This window comes from Accumulibacter sp. (assembly GCF_029255145.1).
Classification (GTDB): Bacteria; Pseudomonadota; Gammaproteobacteria; order Burkholderiales; family Rhodocyclaceae; genus Accumulibacter.
Genome location: NZ_JAPUVQ010000111.1, coordinates 62570 through 77499 on the forward strand (window position 1 = coordinate 62570; position 14930 = coordinate 77499).

Below are 14930 nucleotides of genomic sequence, written 5' to 3' on the forward strand. Positions count from 1 at the left end.
TAACTCTCTATTATTTCACAATTATATTAGCGCCAAGCATTTCACGCCGGGAGTGCGGCCCAGTCCGGTATAATCACGCTTTTTTGCTTGGGATGTTGTAGTGTCTGCCGATAATCTTGTCGAGATCAAGGATCTTGATTTTGCCTACGACGATCGACCGATCCTCAAGGGCATCAGCATGGACATTCCCCGCGGCAAAGTCGTCGCCATCATGGGCGGCTCGGGTTGTGGCAAGACCACGCTGCTGCGACTGATCGGTGGCCAGCTCAAACCGAGTCGCGGCGAGGTGCTGGTCGACGGCCTGGCGGTGCCGCGCCTGCGTAATGACGAGCTCTATGCGCTGCGCCGAAGGATGGGCATGCTGTTCCAGTTCGGCGCCTTGTTCACCGATATATCGGTGTTTGACAATGTCGCCTACCAGATGCGCGAGCACACCAGGCTGCCGGAAGAATTGATTCGCGACATGGTGCTGATGAAGCTCAATGCTGTTGGTCTGCGTGGGGCGTACCAGCTGATGCCCGCCGAACTTTCGGGCGGCATGGCCAGACGGGTAGCACTGGCCCGGGCCATCTCACTGGACCCGATGCTGATCATGTATGATGAGCCTTTCGCCGGTCTCGACCCGATCTCGCTGGGGGTGATCGGACAATTGATCCGCAAACTGAATGACGCGCTCGGCGCGACGTCGATCATGGTTACCCACGACATTCAGGAATCCTTGCAGATCGTCGATTACATCTATTTCATGTCGGACGGCAAGGTCGTAGCCCTTGGCACGCCCGACGAGATCCGGGCCTCGAAGCATCCTTTTGTCCACCAGTTTGTCTTCGCCGAGGCGGACGGACCGGTTCCCTTCCACTATCCTGCAGAGCCGCTGGCCCAGGAACTGCTTGGGAAAGACGCGCATGAGCAATCCTAGAGAGGATCGTCGCAGTTCGGCGGTGGTGGCCGTCGCCAGCCTGGGACACCGGGTCAACGACGCGCTGCAGCGGCTGGGATTCGCCGCGCGTTTCTTCGTCATGCTCCTGATGTGGTCGGGACAGTCGTTCCGGCGGCTGCACCTGACGATTCGGGAACTCTATTTTTCGGGTTTTCAGTCCTTGCTGATCATCATGGTTTCCGGGCTGTTCATCGGCATGGTGCTCGGCATGCAGGGTTACGAAACCCTGCAGCGCTACGGCTCCGCCGAGGCGCTCGGCGTCCTGGTCGCGCTGTCGCTGGTCAGGGAACTTGGTCCGGTGGTCGCTGCCCTACTCTTCGCTTCGCGCGCCGGCTCGTCGATCACCGCCGAAATCGGGCTGATGAAGGCCACCGAACAACTCACCGCGATGGACATGATGGCGGTCAACCCGATCGCGCGGGTAGTGGCGCCGCGCTTCTGGGGCGGCGTGATCTCGATGCCCTTGCTGGCAGCGCTGTTTTCGGTAGCGGGCGTCTTTGGCGGCTACCTGATCGGAGTGGTCTTCATTGGCGTCGACGAAGGCGCTTTCTGGTCGCAGATGCAGGCATCGGTCGACTTCCGCTATGACATCTGGAGCGGCATCGTCAAGAGCTTCGTATTCGGCGTCGCCGTTTCGCTGATTGCCGTTTTCGAGGGCTACGATGCGGTCCCCACCGCGGAAGGCGTTTCGAGCTCGATCAAGAGCACCGTCGTCCAGTCGGCGCTGGCGATCCTGGCGCTTGACTTTGTATTAACCTCGTTCATGTTCCGGGAGGCTTGATGAGTCGCAAGTTGCTCGACCTGTGGGTCGGAATTTTTGTTGCCCTGGGGCTGGCTGGAATACTGTTCCTGGCGCTGAAGGTTGGCAACCTGTCAGCCGGCAACTTCGCCGAAACGTACCAGCTCAGCGCCAAGTTTGCTAACATCGGCGGCCTGAAAGTCAGGGCGCCGGTGAAGAGCGCCGGCGTGGTCGTTGGACGCGTGGTCGATATCCATTTCGACCCCAAGGAGTATGAAGCGGTGGTGACCTTCAGCATTGACCAGCGTTACCGGTTCCCGAAAGATACCTTCGCACTGATTCTTACTGCCGGTTTGCTGGGTGAGCAGTACGTCGGGCTTGATCCGGGCGGCGACGAAAAGATGCTGAGCGCCAATGACGTAATCGCCAAGACGCAGTCAGCGGTGGTACTGGAAAGCCTGATCAGTCAGTTCATGTTCAACAAGGCCTCCGAAGGTCAGAGCGAATAAGCGAAGGGAAGGAAATCAGTGAAACCAAACCTCTCAAGGCAGCTGTCGTGCTCGGTCTGTACCGCCGCGATACTCGCCGCCAGCGGCTGCGCGACGACCGAGAACAATCCGCAGGATCCCTTCGAGGGCTTCAACCGTGCCATGTTTGCCGTCAACGAAGGCCTCGACAAGGTTGCTGTCAAGCCGGTGGCGCAGGGCTACGACGCAGTTACTCCCCTGCCGGTCAAAGTCGCTGTCGGCAATTTCTTCGGCAACATCTGGGATACCTGGACGGCACTTAACAACCTGCTGCAGGGCAAGGGCGGCGACGCCCTCTCGGACGTCGGACGGGTGTTGATCAACAGCACCGTTGGCATCGGCGGCGTCTTTGACGTGGCCGGCGAAATGGGGCTGACCAAACATTCCGAGGAGTTCGGACAAACGCTCGGGAAATGGGGAGTCGGCGATGGCCCCTACTTCTACTGGCCGCTGATCGGACCGCGGACGACCCGCGACACCTTTGGCTGGATGGTGGACACCTATTACGATCCGGTCTGGCGCGTGGACAACATCCCGCTACGCAACAGCCTGGTCGCGGTCCGCTACGTCGACCTGCGAGCCAGCGTCCTGCCAGCCGACAAGGTGATCGAAGAGGCTGCTTTCGACAAGTACACCTACATCAGGGACGCCTACCTGCAGCACCGCCGGAACGAGATTTTCGACGGCGATCCGCCGCGCATTCCCGTCGACTACTAGGCATGCGCCGACGCTGGCACCGCCGCTGCCGCGTCAACCAGATACCCATAATTTCACGGAAGAAAAATGCTGATGAAATCGTTATTGTCGTTGTTGTTCGGTCTGTTGTTGCTGTGCGGCTCCGCCGTTGCCGAAGAGCGTTCAGCCGATGCCCTGGTCCGCCAGGTCACCGACGACGTGCTGACCATTGTCCGCCAGGACAAGGACATCCAGAGCGGCGACACCAGGAAGGCAATCGCACTGGTCGACACCAAGGTGCTGCCGTATTTCGACTTCCAGCGGATGACCGCGCTGGCCGTCGGCCGCAACTGGGGCAAGGCGACTCCCGAGCAGAAGAAACGCCTGACGGAAGAGTTCAAGAAGCTGCTGGTACGCACCTATTCGAATGCGCTGACCTCGTACAAGGACCAGACCATCTCGTACAAACCAAGCAAGATGGAGCCCGGCGACACCGATGTGGTGGTCAAGACCGAAGTCGTGCAGCCCGGCAGCAAACCGGTTCAGCTTAATTACGCGCTCGAAAAGCACGCTGACGGATGGAAAGTGTACGACGTGATCGTCGCTGGCGTCAGCCTGGTGACCAATTATCGGAGCTCTTTTTCCCAGGAGGTCCGCGACAAGGGAATCGATGGTCTGATCCAGATGCTCGGCGACCGCAACAAACAGCTCGAGAAATGATCGAGCAAACCGGGGACGGATTGCGCGTCACTGCGCCAATGATCATCGCCAACGCCCATACCCTGCTCGACGCGGGGCGCCGCGTCCTGCGTTCCGCCGCACAAGCCCAGGCGGTGGTCGATCTGACGGGCGTCAGCGAGGTTGACTCGTCGGCTCTGAGCGTTGTTTTTGCCTGGCAGCGCGACGCCCTGGAGCGCGGTGCCAGCCTGCGCATAAGCCACCCCCCGGCCAGCATGATCAGCCTGGCCGCGCTGTACGGCGTATCCGAGCTGCTGCCGCTCGCCTGATCTGACGGAGCGGCATCATCGCCGGGATTGATGCCATGGGCGTCGCCGTTGCCATTGAACAGGTCGAAAAGCGCTTTGGCTCGCTACGCGCGCTGGCCGGCGTTTCGCTGCGGATTGCAGAAGGCGAGTTTTTCGGTCTGCTAGGCCCCAACGGGGCCGGCAAGACGACGCTTATTTCGTGCCTGGCCGGTCTGGTCAGACCAGACGCCGGCACGCTAAGCGTGCTCGGGCACGACGTGGTAGCCAACTACCGTGAAGCACGGCGTCGCCTTGGCGTGGTGCCGCAGGAGCTGGTTTTTGACCCCTTCTTCTCGGTCCGCGAGACCTTGCGGATTCAGTCGGGCTACTTCGGAATCCGCCACAACGACGACTGGATCGACGAGATCCTCGCCAACCTCGACCTGACGGCCAAGGCCGACATCAACATGCGGCGCCTTTCCGGCGGCATGAAGCGACGCGTACTCGTCGCCCAGGCCCTGGTCCACAGGCCGCCGGTGATCGTTCTCGACGAGCCCACCGCCGGGGTCGACGTCGAACTGCGCCAGGGCCTGTGGCAATTCGTCCGCCGTCTCAACCAGGACGGACATACGGTCATCCTGACCACGCATTACCTCGAAGAGGCGGAAGCCTTGTGCGGGCGGATCGCGATGCTCAAACAGGGACAGGTGGTGGCCCTCGATACCACCCGCAATCTGTTGGCACGCGTCGCCGGGCAGACCCTGCATCTGCGGCTGGCGGGTCCACAAGCGCTGCCGTCGGCGCTGCGCACGCGGGCGACGGAGAGCGAGGGGACCTGGACCTTTCATCTCGCCGGTCTCGACGAGATCGAACCTTTGCTGGCCACGCTGCGCCAGGGCAACTGCGTCATCGACGACCTGCGTCTGACACAAACCGACCTCGAGGACGTCTTTCTCGCCGTCATGCAAAGCAGCGGCAGCGCGCCGCAAGAGGCGCGCGGATGACCGGCTTCCGAACGCTGCTCTACAAGGAGCTGCTGCGTTTCTGGAAGGTGAGCTTTCAGACCGTCGCGGCGCCGGTACTGACCGCGCTGCTCTACCTGATGATCTTCTCGCACGTGCTCGAGGCGCGCGTACAGGTGCACGGAGTGCCGTACGGAGCCTTTCTGATTCCGGGTCTGGTGATCATGTCGGCGCTGCAGAACGCCTTCGCCAACAGCTCGTCGAGCCTGATCCAGTCCAAGGTAACCGGTAGCCTCGTCTTTGTCCTGCTGCCGCCGATCTCCTACGTCGAGTTTTTTCTGGCTTATGTCGTTGCGGCGATGTTGCGCGGACTGATGGTCGGCGTCGGCATCCTGGCGGTGACGCTTTGGTTCGCGCCGCTCACTTTTGTCGCACCGCTGTGGATTCTGCTGTTCATCACCCTGGGCGGCGGGATCATGGGTACGCTGGGAATGATTGCCGGCATCTGGGCCGACAAGTTCGACCAACTGGCGGGTTTTCAGAATTTCCTGATCATGCCGCTGACGATGCTCTCGGGCGTCTTCTACTCGATTCACTCGCTACCCGAATTCTGGCAACTGGTGTCGCGCTTCAATCCCGTGTTCTATATGATCGACGGCTTTCGCTTCGGCTTCTTCGGCGTCTCCGACGTGACGCCGGAGATCAGTCTGGCGGTCGTCGTCGCCAGCTTCCTGGTGGTCTCGGCGGCGACGCTGGCGCTACTCCGGAGCGGTTACAAACTGAGGTCCTGAGTCATGATGCAGCCTGAACAAATCCGTAAGATCATCGCCGACGGGATGCCCTGCGAGCACCTGCAGGTAGCCGGGGATGGACAACATTTCGAGGCCCTGATCGTCAGCAAGGAGTTCGTCGGCAAGACCCGCGTGCAACGGCAGCAACGGGTGAACGAGGTGCTGCGCGCCCTGTTCAACAGCGGCGAACTGCACGCGCTGTCGATGAAGACTCAGACCCCTGACGAATGGGGTGCGACGCGTGGATAAACTGCTGATCCAGGGCGGTACGCCGCTGTCCGGTGAAATAGCGATTTCCGGAGCAAAGAACGCCGCGCTGCCGATCCTCTGCGCCAGCCTGCTGTCGTCGGACGCTCTTCATCTGACCAACGTGCCACGGTTGAAGGACATCTCGACCATGCTGCGCCTGCTCGAACAGATGGGCGTCCGGGTCGCCGACGAGGGCCGCGAGGGGCTGGTATTGAATAGCCATGGACTCGACAACCCACTCGCCCCGTACGACATGGTCAAGACCATGCGCGCGGCGATTCTGGTCCTCGGCCCGCTGCTGGCGCGTCACGGCGAGGCACGGGTATCGCTGCCGGGCGGCTGCGCGATCGGAGCCCGGCCAGTCGAACAGCACATCAGGGGCCTGCAGGCGATGGGCGCCGAGGTCCATGTCGAGCACGGCTACATCCATGCCCGGGCGCCGGGAAAACGCGGACTGGAGGGCGCGCGCATCGTTACCGACATGGTCACCGTGACCGGTACCGAAAACCTGATGATGGCTGCCGTCCTGGCCAGAGGCGAAACGATCATCGAAAACGCGGCGCGCGAACCCGAGGTCGTCGACCTCGCCGCCTGCTTGGTATCGATGGGCGCGCAGATTGCCGGCGCCGGCACCGACCGAATCCGCATCCAGGGGGTCGAACGCCTGCACGGAGCGACGCATGCGATCATGGCCGACCGCATCGAGACCGGCACCTATCTGTGCGCTGCCGCGGCGACCGGCGGCCGGGTCCGGCTGACCAACACCTCGGCGGCGTATCTTGACGCAGTGGTCGACAAGCTGTTCGACGCCGGCTGCGAGCTGCTCACCGAGCGCACCGCGATCACCCTGCAGGCGCCGCCGCGGCTCAGGGCGGTGAGCATCCGTACCTCGCCCTACCCGGCCTTCCCGACCGACATGCAGGCGCAGTTCATGGCCATCAACTGTGTTGCCGAAGGATCGGCCGTGATTCGCGAGACGATCTTTGAAAATCGCTTCATGCACGCCGTCGAACTGATCCGTCTTGGCGCCGACATCAGGATCGACGCCAGCAACGCGATGGTCACCGGCGTCGACCATCTCGACGGCGCGACGGTGATGGCCACCGACCTGCGCGCCTCCGCGAGCCTGGTCATTGCCGGCCTGGTGGCGCAGGGCGAGACAGTCATCGAGCGGATCTATCATCTCGACCGGGGCTACGAAGGAATCGAGGAGAAGCTCGGTCAACTCGGCGCACGCGTCAGGCGGGTCCGCTGAAGCAGCACGGCAGCGCGCCGAAGCGCTTGCTGGCGGCCGTCGCGGTCGGCAGTGGGGCCAATGCGGGCACCGGCGTTCGTCGGGTGATGAGACCGCTCGTGAACCTGCTCGTTTGGCGGCCTGGATCGTTGCTTGGCCCCACCGCCGGGCCTCGGACGACCAGAGGGTCAGCGTCGCTCTCGGCTCGCGACGACAGTCAGCCGGGCGCGGCGACGCCTTCGATCAGTTGCAGATCGTTGTCCTGGGCGAAGTGGAGAACGAATCGATAGGCCATCGGTTCCACTTCGTACAGACGACCATCGACGAAGACGGCCTTCTCGCCCTTGTGGGTCCGTGGTCCGACGTAGGGCGAGTACCTCATTCTCTTCTCTGCGCCAAAAGCCGACAGCACCCCGCAGAGCCGCTCTGCCCAATCGCTGGGGCGGAACTTCTTGCCGGCGGTGGTCAAACCGACAATGATGAAAGAGGAATGAGGAGAAGTGGTCATATCTCGGTGCAGTCGTAACGAGGAGCCCGCAAGCTGCGCTCGAGGAATATCGTTGAACGGTTACGGTTGATGCCGACGCGTGGATTCTACCAGAAAGGCGGCTAGGTGATGGGTCTTGTGCCACCTGCGAAAAGGGGTATGTGGATCGGCTTTGGCCATCGCGTCCGCCGGTCTGCTTCCGCTTGACCGCCACCACTCCGCAGTCCAAGCCATCGAGATCGGGGGCCCGAACAAGCCGCGGTGGTGGCGATAGTGGGATCGAACAGTGCCACGCGTGCCAGTGTTTGCAACGTTTTATAATTGTTTTTGTCGTCGTCTACCGCCACGTATACCGACAAACCGATAATTGTTGTCGTCAGTCAACGCTCGGCAGGCATGCGCGAACATCGGCAGCCCGCGGCATCACCGTTCTGTCGATAGGTGCAGCCTTGCACAAGGCGATAACGACGACAGTATCGGGCACCGCGCGGTGACAAGCTCAAAAAAATTGCAGAAGCGCCCGCAACCGATCGGCGGTGCCACGGCGGTGCCAGGCGATAGGGCAACTCGGCAGCTGCCAGGCGTTGCGGTCGCTGGCCGGCGATCGGCGAAGCCTTCCACGACGCGGTGCCGGCAACGCTGTCGGGATCTGCTCGGGGGCGATCGCCAGCAGGTGGCACCCGGGCGAAGCCCATACCGATCGGCCGCCAGCGATCGGCGGTTCCATGGCGGTGCCAGCGATAGGGCAACTCGGCAGCTGGCGGGCCTCCCGGTCACTGGCGGGCGATCCGCGCCAGGTCGAGCCCTCATCGATCACGAATCGATCGGCGGGTCTTCGTCCTCTCGATCGGCGAAGCCTTCCACGAGGCGATGACGGCAGCGCTGTCGGGCCATAAGAAAGCCCCAGCGTTCACTGGGGCTTCCACCACGGACACCGGGGTTTTTTGGTCTGGACACTCCGCGGCTTGTCCAGTTCGCCAGGGTCATCTGCAAAAGCCACGACCCCGATTGCAGCGAATGGTCAAGCGGTCGCTTCCCTGTACGCAGCGGTGACAAGCAATGTTGTTGGCTCCCTTTCGTTTGGGTCGATCTCTCTCAGATGCCGCAAGGCACAGGCCAAGAAACGGCCGACGATGCGCAGGCGTTCCTCATGGGGTGGGCTACTTGGTGCCAGCTTGGTCTCTCTGGGCCGGTCGAACTCGGAAACCCTGTGGACATTCATCCCGCAGACAATCAGGTGGTCTACCAAATCGATTTCCAAGAGCCCCAAGGTAACCCGCAGCGTGTTGGTTTGCAGCCAATCGCCATTGCTCGGTAGGTTGTGGCCTAGAATCGGGTGGTTGTGGGCAAAGATTGCGCGACTGGCATTGTTCGCCAACAGGAATTTGCAGATCTCGCGTTGGTGGATATCAACCTTGGACAACGTACCAGAAAAGAGCGCCTCGGAAGCCAGCAGCCTGTTCTGATCGTCGAGCGCAAGGCACCAGAAGACTTCGTGTTCCTTGTCGGTCAAGTGCAACCGCAGCCAGTCGAAAAGGTCGTCGTCATATGCCAGATTCTCGCCCGGTTCGCGCATCCGATCCGCCAAGATGTTCTTGGCGCTGCGAATCATCGCGTCTTGGCTCTCGGTCAGCGCCTCCATCAGATCGCAAATCCAGCGGCGTCAGCTTGCTGGCGAAGCGCGTCGGCTTTTTCCAGGCAAGTGTCACGGTGTCGATTTGCCGCGGCGATCTGCCGAACACGATCGGCGGCCGATAGCGCGGACGGCCAGTCCACGAGGTCGGCAGCGTCCTGAATGGCCCCCATTATCAAGTCAGTACCAAGGCTTGCAAGCAGAATAGACTTCAGCGCGCCAAGTTCCAGATACTTCCCTGACTGCAGGCGGCCAATCATCCCATTGGCTACCTCTAGAAGCCGGATAGGATTGGCACTACTGGAATTGCGAGACATTGCCAGCAAGCCGTCGGAGATTGGGAGACGAGCCGCCCGCACTTGCTCTTCAACCACGAGCCGCAATGTGTTCAGGATCTCGTCTTTCGATGCCGGTGCGCCGGACAGGCGCCGGATTTCTTCGTCAGCTTGGCGAACTCCGGCATCAGCGTCGGAAAGCCCTTCAAGAATCAAGTTGATTGCGCTCGCTGCAGCTGCCGTTTGGCTTTTTGTCGCGTGTTGCATGTGTGTTCCTTTGTGAAAATTCCCGGACAAGCGCCGGGTGCGCGCCGCACTCTGTCGGCAAGAAATTGGCGCCCTGGTACCTCTTCTGTTGCGCGCAGGGCAGGCCAGCCAGGCGGCATCCGATCATTCGTTCTCGTTGCCAGTCGGCGGCCGATCCGCGCGAGGGGCGACAGATGGCCTCTTGAATACAGGTTCTCTTATCATCCCGCCGCGAACCGTGATTCCAGCCGCCGCCACGGCGGCGTCTATGCGGGCTCTGATTTCCTTGAGCACCCCGGATAACTCCAGCTGTTTCCGGAATTCTCTGATGGTGCTGGCCGAAGGTGGGCGGGGTTGCCAAGGGTCGGTGCCGACAAAACGGGCCGTCGCGTAGCTGTCGAGAATCACCGCCTCCACCTGGTCGTCGCTGAGCAACCAAAACCAGCAGACCACCAGACAACGGAGCAGCATCGCCGCGGAGTATCCCGGCCTGCCGGTGCGCCGTTGGTCACGGCAGTAGGCACGACGAACGATGGCTTCCAGGTCAGCCCAGGGAAGCAGGCGTTCAAGATTCGCCAGGGCCTCGGCTCGCTTTGGCGTCTTGGCACGTGGCCAGCGTACTGACGTAAACAGGCTGCCGGCGTCCGCCCTGACATCACCCGCAGAAACGGTGAGTGAACGCGGTTTCATCCTGGTGAATAATTCAGTTCAGTATGTTTGAGTCCAACCCGCACCAAAACAAACGAGGTGCGCATTACCCCCGAACGAAAACGCTCGGGAGGACCCACAAGTGAACGACGACTGAACGCCACTACCGCGTTCTGATGGATACCAGCGTTCGAAGCTCTGGCACCCAGGCTGCGCGACGAAAACGCGCACCTGATCTGCGGGGAATGCGGGAATAGCGGGGTAACTTTCACCCCGTATACTTTTTTTGTCTCTGACACTTCTCGCACGTTGTAAGAAACATACCCCGCTTTACCCGCATACCCCGCAAGAGGGGGAAAGGGGTGGAAGGCGGTTGGTAGCGCAGTTGTTCGGTCCATCTTGTCAGAATGGGATAGAAGCATCAGCCGCGTTAGCCGCAGGCATGACGTGCCATCGGGCCACCTTGGCGTGGCCGTCTAAGCCAGCCTGTCTCAAGGTCGAGCCATCGACAATGCGGTCTCGGTGCGATCTGAGCCAGAAGCCAAGCCGTCTGGCGTTCGGCTTCTCGCTGCAAACCAGTTGTAGCGCTTCGCGCAGGTCGGCATGGACATACTCAGAAGTCATCGGCGCCGCTTCCATGCCGGCCGAGACCACCTCGGCGGCCGTCTTTTTCTCGCTGCCGAATACCTCGCTCCACGATCCATAGAGCAGCCTCATGGCTTCAAGGTCGGGGTCCTGGTCGCGCAGCGCCTCGGAAGCCTTGAGCGGATCGGGTAGCCCCAACCAAACCAGCGGCCGGCGGACGAGCCTGTCCCAATGCTCGAAACCTCCTAAAGGGTAAAGCCCGTCGACGGCTGGAAAACCGGCGCCGATGTAGGCGAGGCAGATTGTCAGCGCATCGCGGATGAACGCGCCGCGCTGCGCGAATACATCATTGAGGTGGTCCCGCTTGAATGCTCGTTGCTCTGGTCGCTCTTGGCAGGCATCCAGGCGAATCAGGGAAACGCGGCGTTTGAGGTCGCCGACGATGGCCAGGTTATTGCCTGTGGCTACGAGAAGTGCGTGTGTCGGTATGCTCACCATCCCACTGGCACCCAACGGGCGTAGACGAACGAATTCCTGACTGGCGACTTGGCAGAGCAGCTCACCTTTCAGCGGTCGTTCGATGTTATCCAGGGCGATGCACGCATCACCAGCCAACAGCACACCGGCAAGCCTCTTCTCTGTTTCGGCGTCGTCATGCCCCAAAGAGAGCACGCTTGCCCGTCGTCCGCTGGCAATGATTGCAAAGGTTTCGGCAATCAGCGTCTTGCCTGTTCCCGGAGAGGGCGCAGTAACCGCCATCATGGGAGCCGCCGACAACACCCGCCGGAGCAGGCCGGTCATCACGCCGGCCAGGAACGCGCTACGGTCCGTGTCGTCGACAAACGGGAACTCAGAAACCGCTTCAATCAGCCTGCCGGCCGCGCTACTGGCCTCGTCCATGCCCGGCTTTGAAGCCGGCGCGGTGTAGCCGGGAATCTTTTCAAAGGCCAGGAACAGGCCGGTGTCGGCGTCGTATCCAGGTGCATCAAGTAGTCGTCCGTTGAGGGTTACGATCGGCGCCTCGACGAACCCGGTGAGCTGGCGAAGCTCTGGCCAATAGCCACGCGACAGGTACGCATCGGAAACACGCCGAGGACAATCGCAGCTCTTGTATGCTTCCGACCTCGCGTCATAGCGTTCGTGCAGCGCTGCACGGCCGGCCAATTCGGCCAGGTGGGCGCCATCAACAGAATGCAGAATCAGCGCGCCACGCGCACGGGTTATGCCCTTGCCGGGCGATTCTGGCGCCGGATAGACGCGTACCGGGCGACCAGCGAACACGAACAGGTTTTCGCCATATTCCTTCAAGGCTTCACCCAGCTCGTCCAGGATCTGCGGCAGGCGGCCAGGATCGTGACGAATCACCCGCCGGCCGCTGGAATCGTAAGTGCCAGTCGACGGCTTCGCGGGCACGCGTCGTCTGCTTGCCTTGGCGAGCTTCTCGGCGGCCTGTTCCAGGTTGGTGACGTTGGTCATACACCGGCCACCGCCGCAGCACTGGTCAATCTTTCGGCAGCCACGAGGAGGCGATCCCGGTCCACCGAAGACAACAGCTTGCCATCAGCCATGGTCTTTGCCGCCGCTGCGCATATCAGTGCCTCGAAGGAAACGCACCGTAAGGCATCAGTGGCCAGGAAGGGCCGCCGCTCGCTCTTGGTGTGCTGGGCCAGTTGCTCAGGGTAGAGGTCGGCCATTTCGAGACCCACAGCGGCCAGAATGTCAGCAGCGGAGTCGCCTGCAAAGTCGTGAATGAGCAAGCGGCCATCGTCAAGTTCACGAGCACTACCTGACGCGCGCTTGTCCTTTCGGGTTGGTACTCGGAAGACCCAGCGCCCCGGTGCGGTCTGGCGCACACCCTCGACACGAGATAGGAAATTCTCGGCGGGTGTCATTGCATCACCTCTTGACCATCGTCGAATGCATCGATCGACGCCAGGAGCGCCTCTTTACGGACGCCGCCGGCCTGATACAAACTCCAGCACCGGCCGCAAAGCGAATGGGCGAACGCTACGGGCCACGACCGACAGATACCGAACGGATACAGGCGAAAAGCCTTGCGCCGCTTGCGCACCGCCGTGAACGGCTTGCGGCAGCCAGCACAGACGGGTTGCGGCGTGACGACGTGGACCTCGTTCTCGATGTCCTTGAACACAGGCAGGACATCGGCAAGAGTCTTCCCGGCGGGAAGCTCAATCAGGTTGTGCAGTAGCTTCATGGTTCACCACCGTCAGCAGCCACCTTTGCCGCCGGCAGACGCAGGGCAATCACGATAGCCAGCGCCGGCACCAAGCCTTCCTCGTCGACGGCATAGTCATCGCTGGGAGCGGACGAATAGACGATCTTGCGCGCCAGTTTCAAGCACGCGGCCGCATCATTTAGGGCCGAGCGCCACTCATCAGGAGTACGGATTTGTTGGTCAGCCATCACCCGTTCCCCTCGTCAGCTTCGCGAAGGGCGTCGGCGCACATCGCCAGGATGTGCCCGGCGCCCAAGGTGGCGCTTTCACTGGCTGTGACACTGTCTGCCGACGCTATCGCATAGAATGCGTCGGTCATGAAGTACAGCACATCGCGCACGGCTTGGCGCGTGTCCGGTCCGGGCGTGTCGTTTATCCGCAGCGGGTTCATTGAACACCGCCTTTCGCTGGGCATGACATGGCGAGCCTTGCTGCGCTCGTCCGGGCGATGTCCCGAATCGCCTGGTCAACGAAAGCCTTTGCCGTTCTCACTTGCCGCTCAGGAACCGCGCCGGCGGTCTCTACTGCGGTCACGATGGCGACCTCCAAGAACATCGCGGCCATCTCCAGCGCCTCGTCAGCAGGCAACTCGACTGGGACACCGAAAGCCACTGTCTGCCGCACCGCAGGGGAAGAGAGAGCTACTTCGTCTGTCTGGCCATCGGAATCGACCGCCACATCTTCCACGGCACGGAGCATGGCGAAAAGGGCCTCTGGCAGACCGGTATCGCTGCCGTGTAGGCAGTCTTGAAGCCGGTAGAGCGCTTCCACCAGCGCGTGCGTTCGGTTGGCCAGCGCGGGGGCCGTCTGGTCGTTGACGATCAGCTCCGCATTGTTGATGGCGTCGAGCAGCAGCAGGGCAGCCGCGGCCAGGGCGGTGATTCCGTCAGGGCTGAAGCGGTCGAGTGTTTGAAGCGTGCGGGATTGGCGCGGATCGGCGCCGGGGGTATTGGTCATGGCAGGACTCCAAGCAAGCGGTGATGTTTTCCGCCTTCCCCACTTCCAAATGGGGAGGGCGGACCGTGCGGGTTGGAAGACCGGGCTTGGACCGGCGCATCTTACGATGCCCCACACGGCCGCCCAAAACTTGGGTGCCATGCGACGGACAAAAAAATACCGCACTTTTGGCGGTTGTCCGCCAAGCCCCGGGCTTCCAAACCCGTATCGCTGATGTGCAGCGACAAGCAGATGATGCGCCCGCCGGGTCGACGATGTCAAGAAATAACGGGAAGGGGTGTGAACGCTGCCCATCAAGAAACCACGCCACCAATCGACAGCATGCTCAACGCCTGACGCACGTCGCCCACTCGCCAGCGGGTCTGCTGCGGAGAAATGCGGATCGGCGCGGGCAGGATCTTGGCGTTCGCCCGTCGCCAAATCGTGTTCGGCGAGCAGCTCAACAGCCGGGCGTAGACGCGAACATCGATCAACGCAGAGTCGGGAAGCGAATCGAACTCAGCCAGAGCCAGCGGTATGGTGTGTTTAGCCACGAGTTTTCCTTGATTGGAACGGTCCCGCACCGGGTGGTGCGGGAACTCATGGCTTGATTTTCTGCGATCTGAAACTGTGATAGGTACCGCGTAGCCCCTTGCCGTATGACGTGTAGCCGCTAGACGTTAGGTGATCTCTACGAATATTCATACCGCACAGGCCGGTCGGATCAAGATGTCCCACTTGGGTAGAAGTGGGTTTCGTTCCAGCCTGGACTCGACAGCTTGCATGGCATCCTTGGCCACGG

At 61.5% G+C, this 14930-nt stretch carries 21 protein-coding genes; 10 read left to right on the forward strand and 11 right to left on the reverse strand.

Features of this window, described 5'->3' with window-relative positions; translation table 11 throughout:
• The first annotated feature begins 100 nt into the window (after positions 1-100).
• From Q1L50_RS12010 to murA, 10 genes are all read left to right on the forward strand, one after another.
• A complete protein-coding gene (locus tag Q1L50_RS12010; RefSeq protein WP_300339059.1) occupies positions 101-919 on the forward strand; it encodes an ABC transporter ATP-binding protein in 819 nt (272 codons plus the stop codon).
• Positions 906-1721 carry a lipid asymmetry maintenance ABC transporter permease subunit MlaE gene (gene mlaE / locus Q1L50_RS12015; RefSeq protein ID WP_300339062.1) on the forward strand — a complete coding sequence of 272 codons (816 nt, stop codon included), beginning with the start codon at positions 906-908 and terminating at the stop codon, positions 1719-1721. The genes Q1L50_RS12010 and mlaE overlap by 14 nt, the downstream gene beginning before the upstream one ends.
• Positions 1721-2188: an outer membrane lipid asymmetry maintenance protein MlaD gene (mlaD, locus tag Q1L50_RS12020; RefSeq protein WP_300339064.1), complete on the forward strand. Its 468-nt coding sequence runs from the start codon at positions 1721-1723 to the stop codon at positions 2186-2188. The genes mlaE and mlaD overlap by 1 nt, the downstream gene beginning before the upstream one ends.
• 42 nt (positions 2189-2230) lie before the next feature.
• Complete coding sequence (locus Q1L50_RS12025; RefSeq protein WP_300339105.1) at positions 2231-2923, forward strand: VacJ family lipoprotein; 693 nt, start codon at positions 2231-2233, stop codon at positions 2921-2923.
• A gap of 72 nt (positions 2924-2995) precedes the next feature.
• On the forward strand, positions 2996-3601 hold the full coding sequence (locus Q1L50_RS12030) for a phospholipid-binding protein MlaC (protein ID WP_300339067.1): 606 nt from the start codon (positions 2996-2998) through the stop codon (positions 3599-3601).
• A complete protein-coding gene (locus tag Q1L50_RS12035) occupies positions 3598-3888 on the forward strand; it encodes an STAS domain-containing protein (RefSeq protein WP_300339069.1) in 291 nt (96 codons plus the stop codon). The genes Q1L50_RS12030 and Q1L50_RS12035 overlap by 4 nt, the downstream gene beginning before the upstream one ends.
• Positions 3889-3923: 35 nt before the next feature.
• On the forward strand, positions 3924-4850 hold the full coding sequence (locus tag Q1L50_RS12040; protein ID WP_300339071.1) for an ABC transporter ATP-binding protein: 927 nt from the start codon (positions 3924-3926) through the stop codon (positions 4848-4850).
• Positions 4847-5599, forward strand: a complete 753-nt coding sequence (locus Q1L50_RS12045; protein ID WP_300339073.1) for an ABC transporter permease — start codon at positions 4847-4849, stop codon at positions 5597-5599. The genes Q1L50_RS12040 and Q1L50_RS12045 overlap by 4 nt, the downstream gene beginning before the upstream one ends.
• A 3-nt stretch (positions 5600-5602) precedes the next feature.
• Positions 5603-5848 carry a BolA family protein gene (locus tag Q1L50_RS12050; RefSeq protein WP_300339075.1) on the forward strand — a complete coding sequence of 82 codons (246 nt, stop codon included), beginning with the start codon at positions 5603-5605 and terminating at the stop codon, positions 5846-5848.
• Positions 5841-7103, forward strand: coding sequence for a UDP-N-acetylglucosamine 1-carboxyvinyltransferase (gene murA / locus Q1L50_RS12055; protein WP_300339077.1), 1263 nt, complete (start codon positions 5841-5843; stop codon positions 7101-7103). Before Q1L50_RS12050 ends, murA begins: the two co-directional genes overlap by 8 nt.
• Before the next feature lie 196 nt (positions 7104-7299).
• Here the strand turns inward: murA and Q1L50_RS12060 are convergent, their stop codons facing one another.
• The 11 genes from Q1L50_RS12060 to Q1L50_RS12110 all read right to left on the reverse strand — a co-directional run bounded on the left by Q1L50_RS12060 (position 7300) and on the right by Q1L50_RS12110 (position 14682).
• A complete protein-coding gene (locus tag Q1L50_RS12060) occupies positions 7300-7590 on the reverse strand; it encodes a DUF3579 domain-containing protein (protein WP_300339080.1) in 291 nt (96 codons plus the stop codon).
• Between the two features lie 1000 nt (positions 7591-8590).
• A complete protein-coding gene (locus Q1L50_RS12065) occupies positions 8591-9211 on the reverse strand; it encodes a JAB domain-containing protein (RefSeq protein ID WP_300339083.1) in 621 nt (206 codons plus the stop codon).
• Positions 9211-9744 (reverse strand): hypothetical protein, encoded by a 534-nt coding sequence (locus Q1L50_RS12070; protein ID WP_300339085.1) that lies wholly within the window; start codon positions 9742-9744, stop codon positions 9211-9213. Before Q1L50_RS12070 ends, Q1L50_RS12065 begins: the two co-directional genes overlap by 1 nt.
• Before the next feature lie 123 nt (positions 9745-9867).
• On the reverse strand, positions 9868-10413 hold the full coding sequence (locus Q1L50_RS12075; RefSeq protein ID WP_300339088.1) for a transposase: 546 nt from the start codon (positions 10411-10413) through the stop codon (positions 9868-9870).
• A 360-nt stretch (positions 10414-10773) separates the two neighbouring features.
• Positions 10774-12432, reverse strand: coding sequence for a hypothetical protein (locus tag Q1L50_RS12080; RefSeq protein WP_300339090.1), 1659 nt, complete (start codon positions 12430-12432; stop codon positions 10774-10776).
• On the reverse strand, positions 12429-12848 hold the full coding sequence (locus Q1L50_RS12085) for a DNA primase (protein ID WP_300339093.1): 420 nt from the start codon (positions 12846-12848) through the stop codon (positions 12429-12431). Before Q1L50_RS12085 ends, Q1L50_RS12080 begins: the two co-directional genes overlap by 4 nt.
• Positions 12845-13171 carry a hypothetical protein gene (locus Q1L50_RS12090; RefSeq protein WP_300339095.1) on the reverse strand — a complete coding sequence of 109 codons (327 nt, stop codon included), beginning with the start codon at positions 13169-13171 and terminating at the stop codon, positions 12845-12847. Before Q1L50_RS12090 ends, Q1L50_RS12085 begins: the two co-directional genes overlap by 4 nt.
• Entirely contained in the window at positions 13168-13380 is a 213-nt protein-coding gene (locus Q1L50_RS12095; RefSeq protein ID WP_300339096.1) for a hypothetical protein, read from the reverse strand. The genes Q1L50_RS12090 and Q1L50_RS12095 overlap by 4 nt, the downstream gene beginning before the upstream one ends.
• Positions 13380-13583: a hypothetical protein gene (locus tag Q1L50_RS12100; RefSeq protein ID WP_300339098.1), complete on the reverse strand. Its 204-nt coding sequence runs from the start codon at positions 13581-13583 to the stop codon at positions 13380-13382. Before Q1L50_RS12100 ends, Q1L50_RS12095 begins: the two co-directional genes overlap by 1 nt.
• Positions 13580-14149, reverse strand: a complete 570-nt coding sequence (locus Q1L50_RS12105) for a hypothetical protein (protein WP_300339099.1) — start codon at positions 14147-14149, stop codon at positions 13580-13582. Before Q1L50_RS12105 ends, Q1L50_RS12100 begins: the two co-directional genes overlap by 4 nt.
• Positions 14150-14442: 293 nt before the next feature.
• The gene (locus Q1L50_RS12110; RefSeq protein ID WP_300339101.1) at positions 14443-14682 is read right to left on the reverse strand and encodes a transcriptional regulator; all 240 of its coding nucleotides are present in this window, start codon (positions 14680-14682) and stop codon (positions 14443-14445) included.
• Positions 14683-14930: the final 248 nt, after the last annotated feature.

Excerpts from the sequence above, each read along its gene's own strand:
- mlaE (WP_300339062.1), top strand. The coding sequence starts at position 906 with ATGAGCAATCCTAGAGAGGATCGTCGCAGTTCGGCGGTGGTGGCCGTC.
- mlaD (WP_300339064.1), top strand. The coding sequence starts at position 1,721 with ATGAGTCGCAAGTTGCTCGACCTGTGGGTCGGAATTTTTGTTGCCCTG.
- Q1L50_RS12030 (WP_300339067.1), top strand. The coding sequence starts at position 2,996 with ATGAAATCGTTATTGTCGTTGTTGTTCGGTCTGTTGTTGCTGTGCGGC.
- Q1L50_RS12035 (WP_300339069.1), top strand. The coding sequence starts at position 3,598 with ATGATCGAGCAAACCGGGGACGGATTGCGCGTCACTGCGCCAATGATC.
- Q1L50_RS12040 (WP_300339071.1), top strand. The coding sequence starts at position 3,924 with ATGGGCGTCGCCGTTGCCATTGAACAGGTCGAAAAGCGCTTTGGCTCG.
- Q1L50_RS12045 (WP_300339073.1), top strand. The coding sequence starts at position 4,847 with ATGACCGGCTTCCGAACGCTGCTCTACAAGGAGCTGCTGCGTTTCTGG.
- Q1L50_RS12050 (WP_300339075.1), top strand. The coding sequence starts at position 5,603 with ATGATGCAGCCTGAACAAATCCGTAAGATCATCGCCGACGGGATGCCC.
- Q1L50_RS12060 (WP_300339080.1), bottom strand. The coding sequence starts at position 7,590 with ATGACCACTTCTCCTCATTCCTCTTTCATCATTGTCGGTTTGACCACC.
- Q1L50_RS12065 (WP_300339083.1), bottom strand. The coding sequence starts at position 9,211 with ATGGAGGCGCTGACCGAGAGCCAAGACGCGATGATTCGCAGCGCCAAG.
- Q1L50_RS12070 (WP_300339085.1), bottom strand. The coding sequence starts at position 9,744 with ATGCAACACGCGACAAAAAGCCAAACGGCAGCTGCAGCGAGCGCAATC.
- Q1L50_RS12075 (WP_300339088.1), bottom strand. The coding sequence starts at position 10,413 with ATGAAACCGCGTTCACTCACCGTTTCTGCGGGTGATGTCAGGGCGGAC.
- Q1L50_RS12080 (WP_300339090.1), bottom strand. The coding sequence starts at position 12,432 with ATGACCAACGTCACCAACCTGGAACAGGCCGCCGAGAAGCTCGCCAAG.
- Q1L50_RS12085 (WP_300339093.1), bottom strand. The coding sequence starts at position 12,848 with ATGACACCCGCCGAGAATTTCCTATCTCGTGTCGAGGGTGTGCGCCAG.
- Q1L50_RS12090 (WP_300339095.1), bottom strand. The coding sequence starts at position 13,171 with ATGAAGCTACTGCACAACCTGATTGAGCTTCCCGCCGGGAAGACTCTT.
- Q1L50_RS12095 (WP_300339096.1), bottom strand. The coding sequence starts at position 13,380 with ATGGCTGACCAACAAATCCGTACTCCTGATGAGTGGCGCTCGGCCCTA.
- Q1L50_RS12100 (WP_300339098.1), bottom strand. The coding sequence starts at position 13,583 with ATGAACCCGCTGCGGATAAACGACACGCCCGGACCGGACACGCGCCAA.
- Q1L50_RS12105 (WP_300339099.1), bottom strand. The coding sequence starts at position 14,149 with ATGACCAATACCCCCGGCGCCGATCCGCGCCAATCCCGCACGCTTCAA.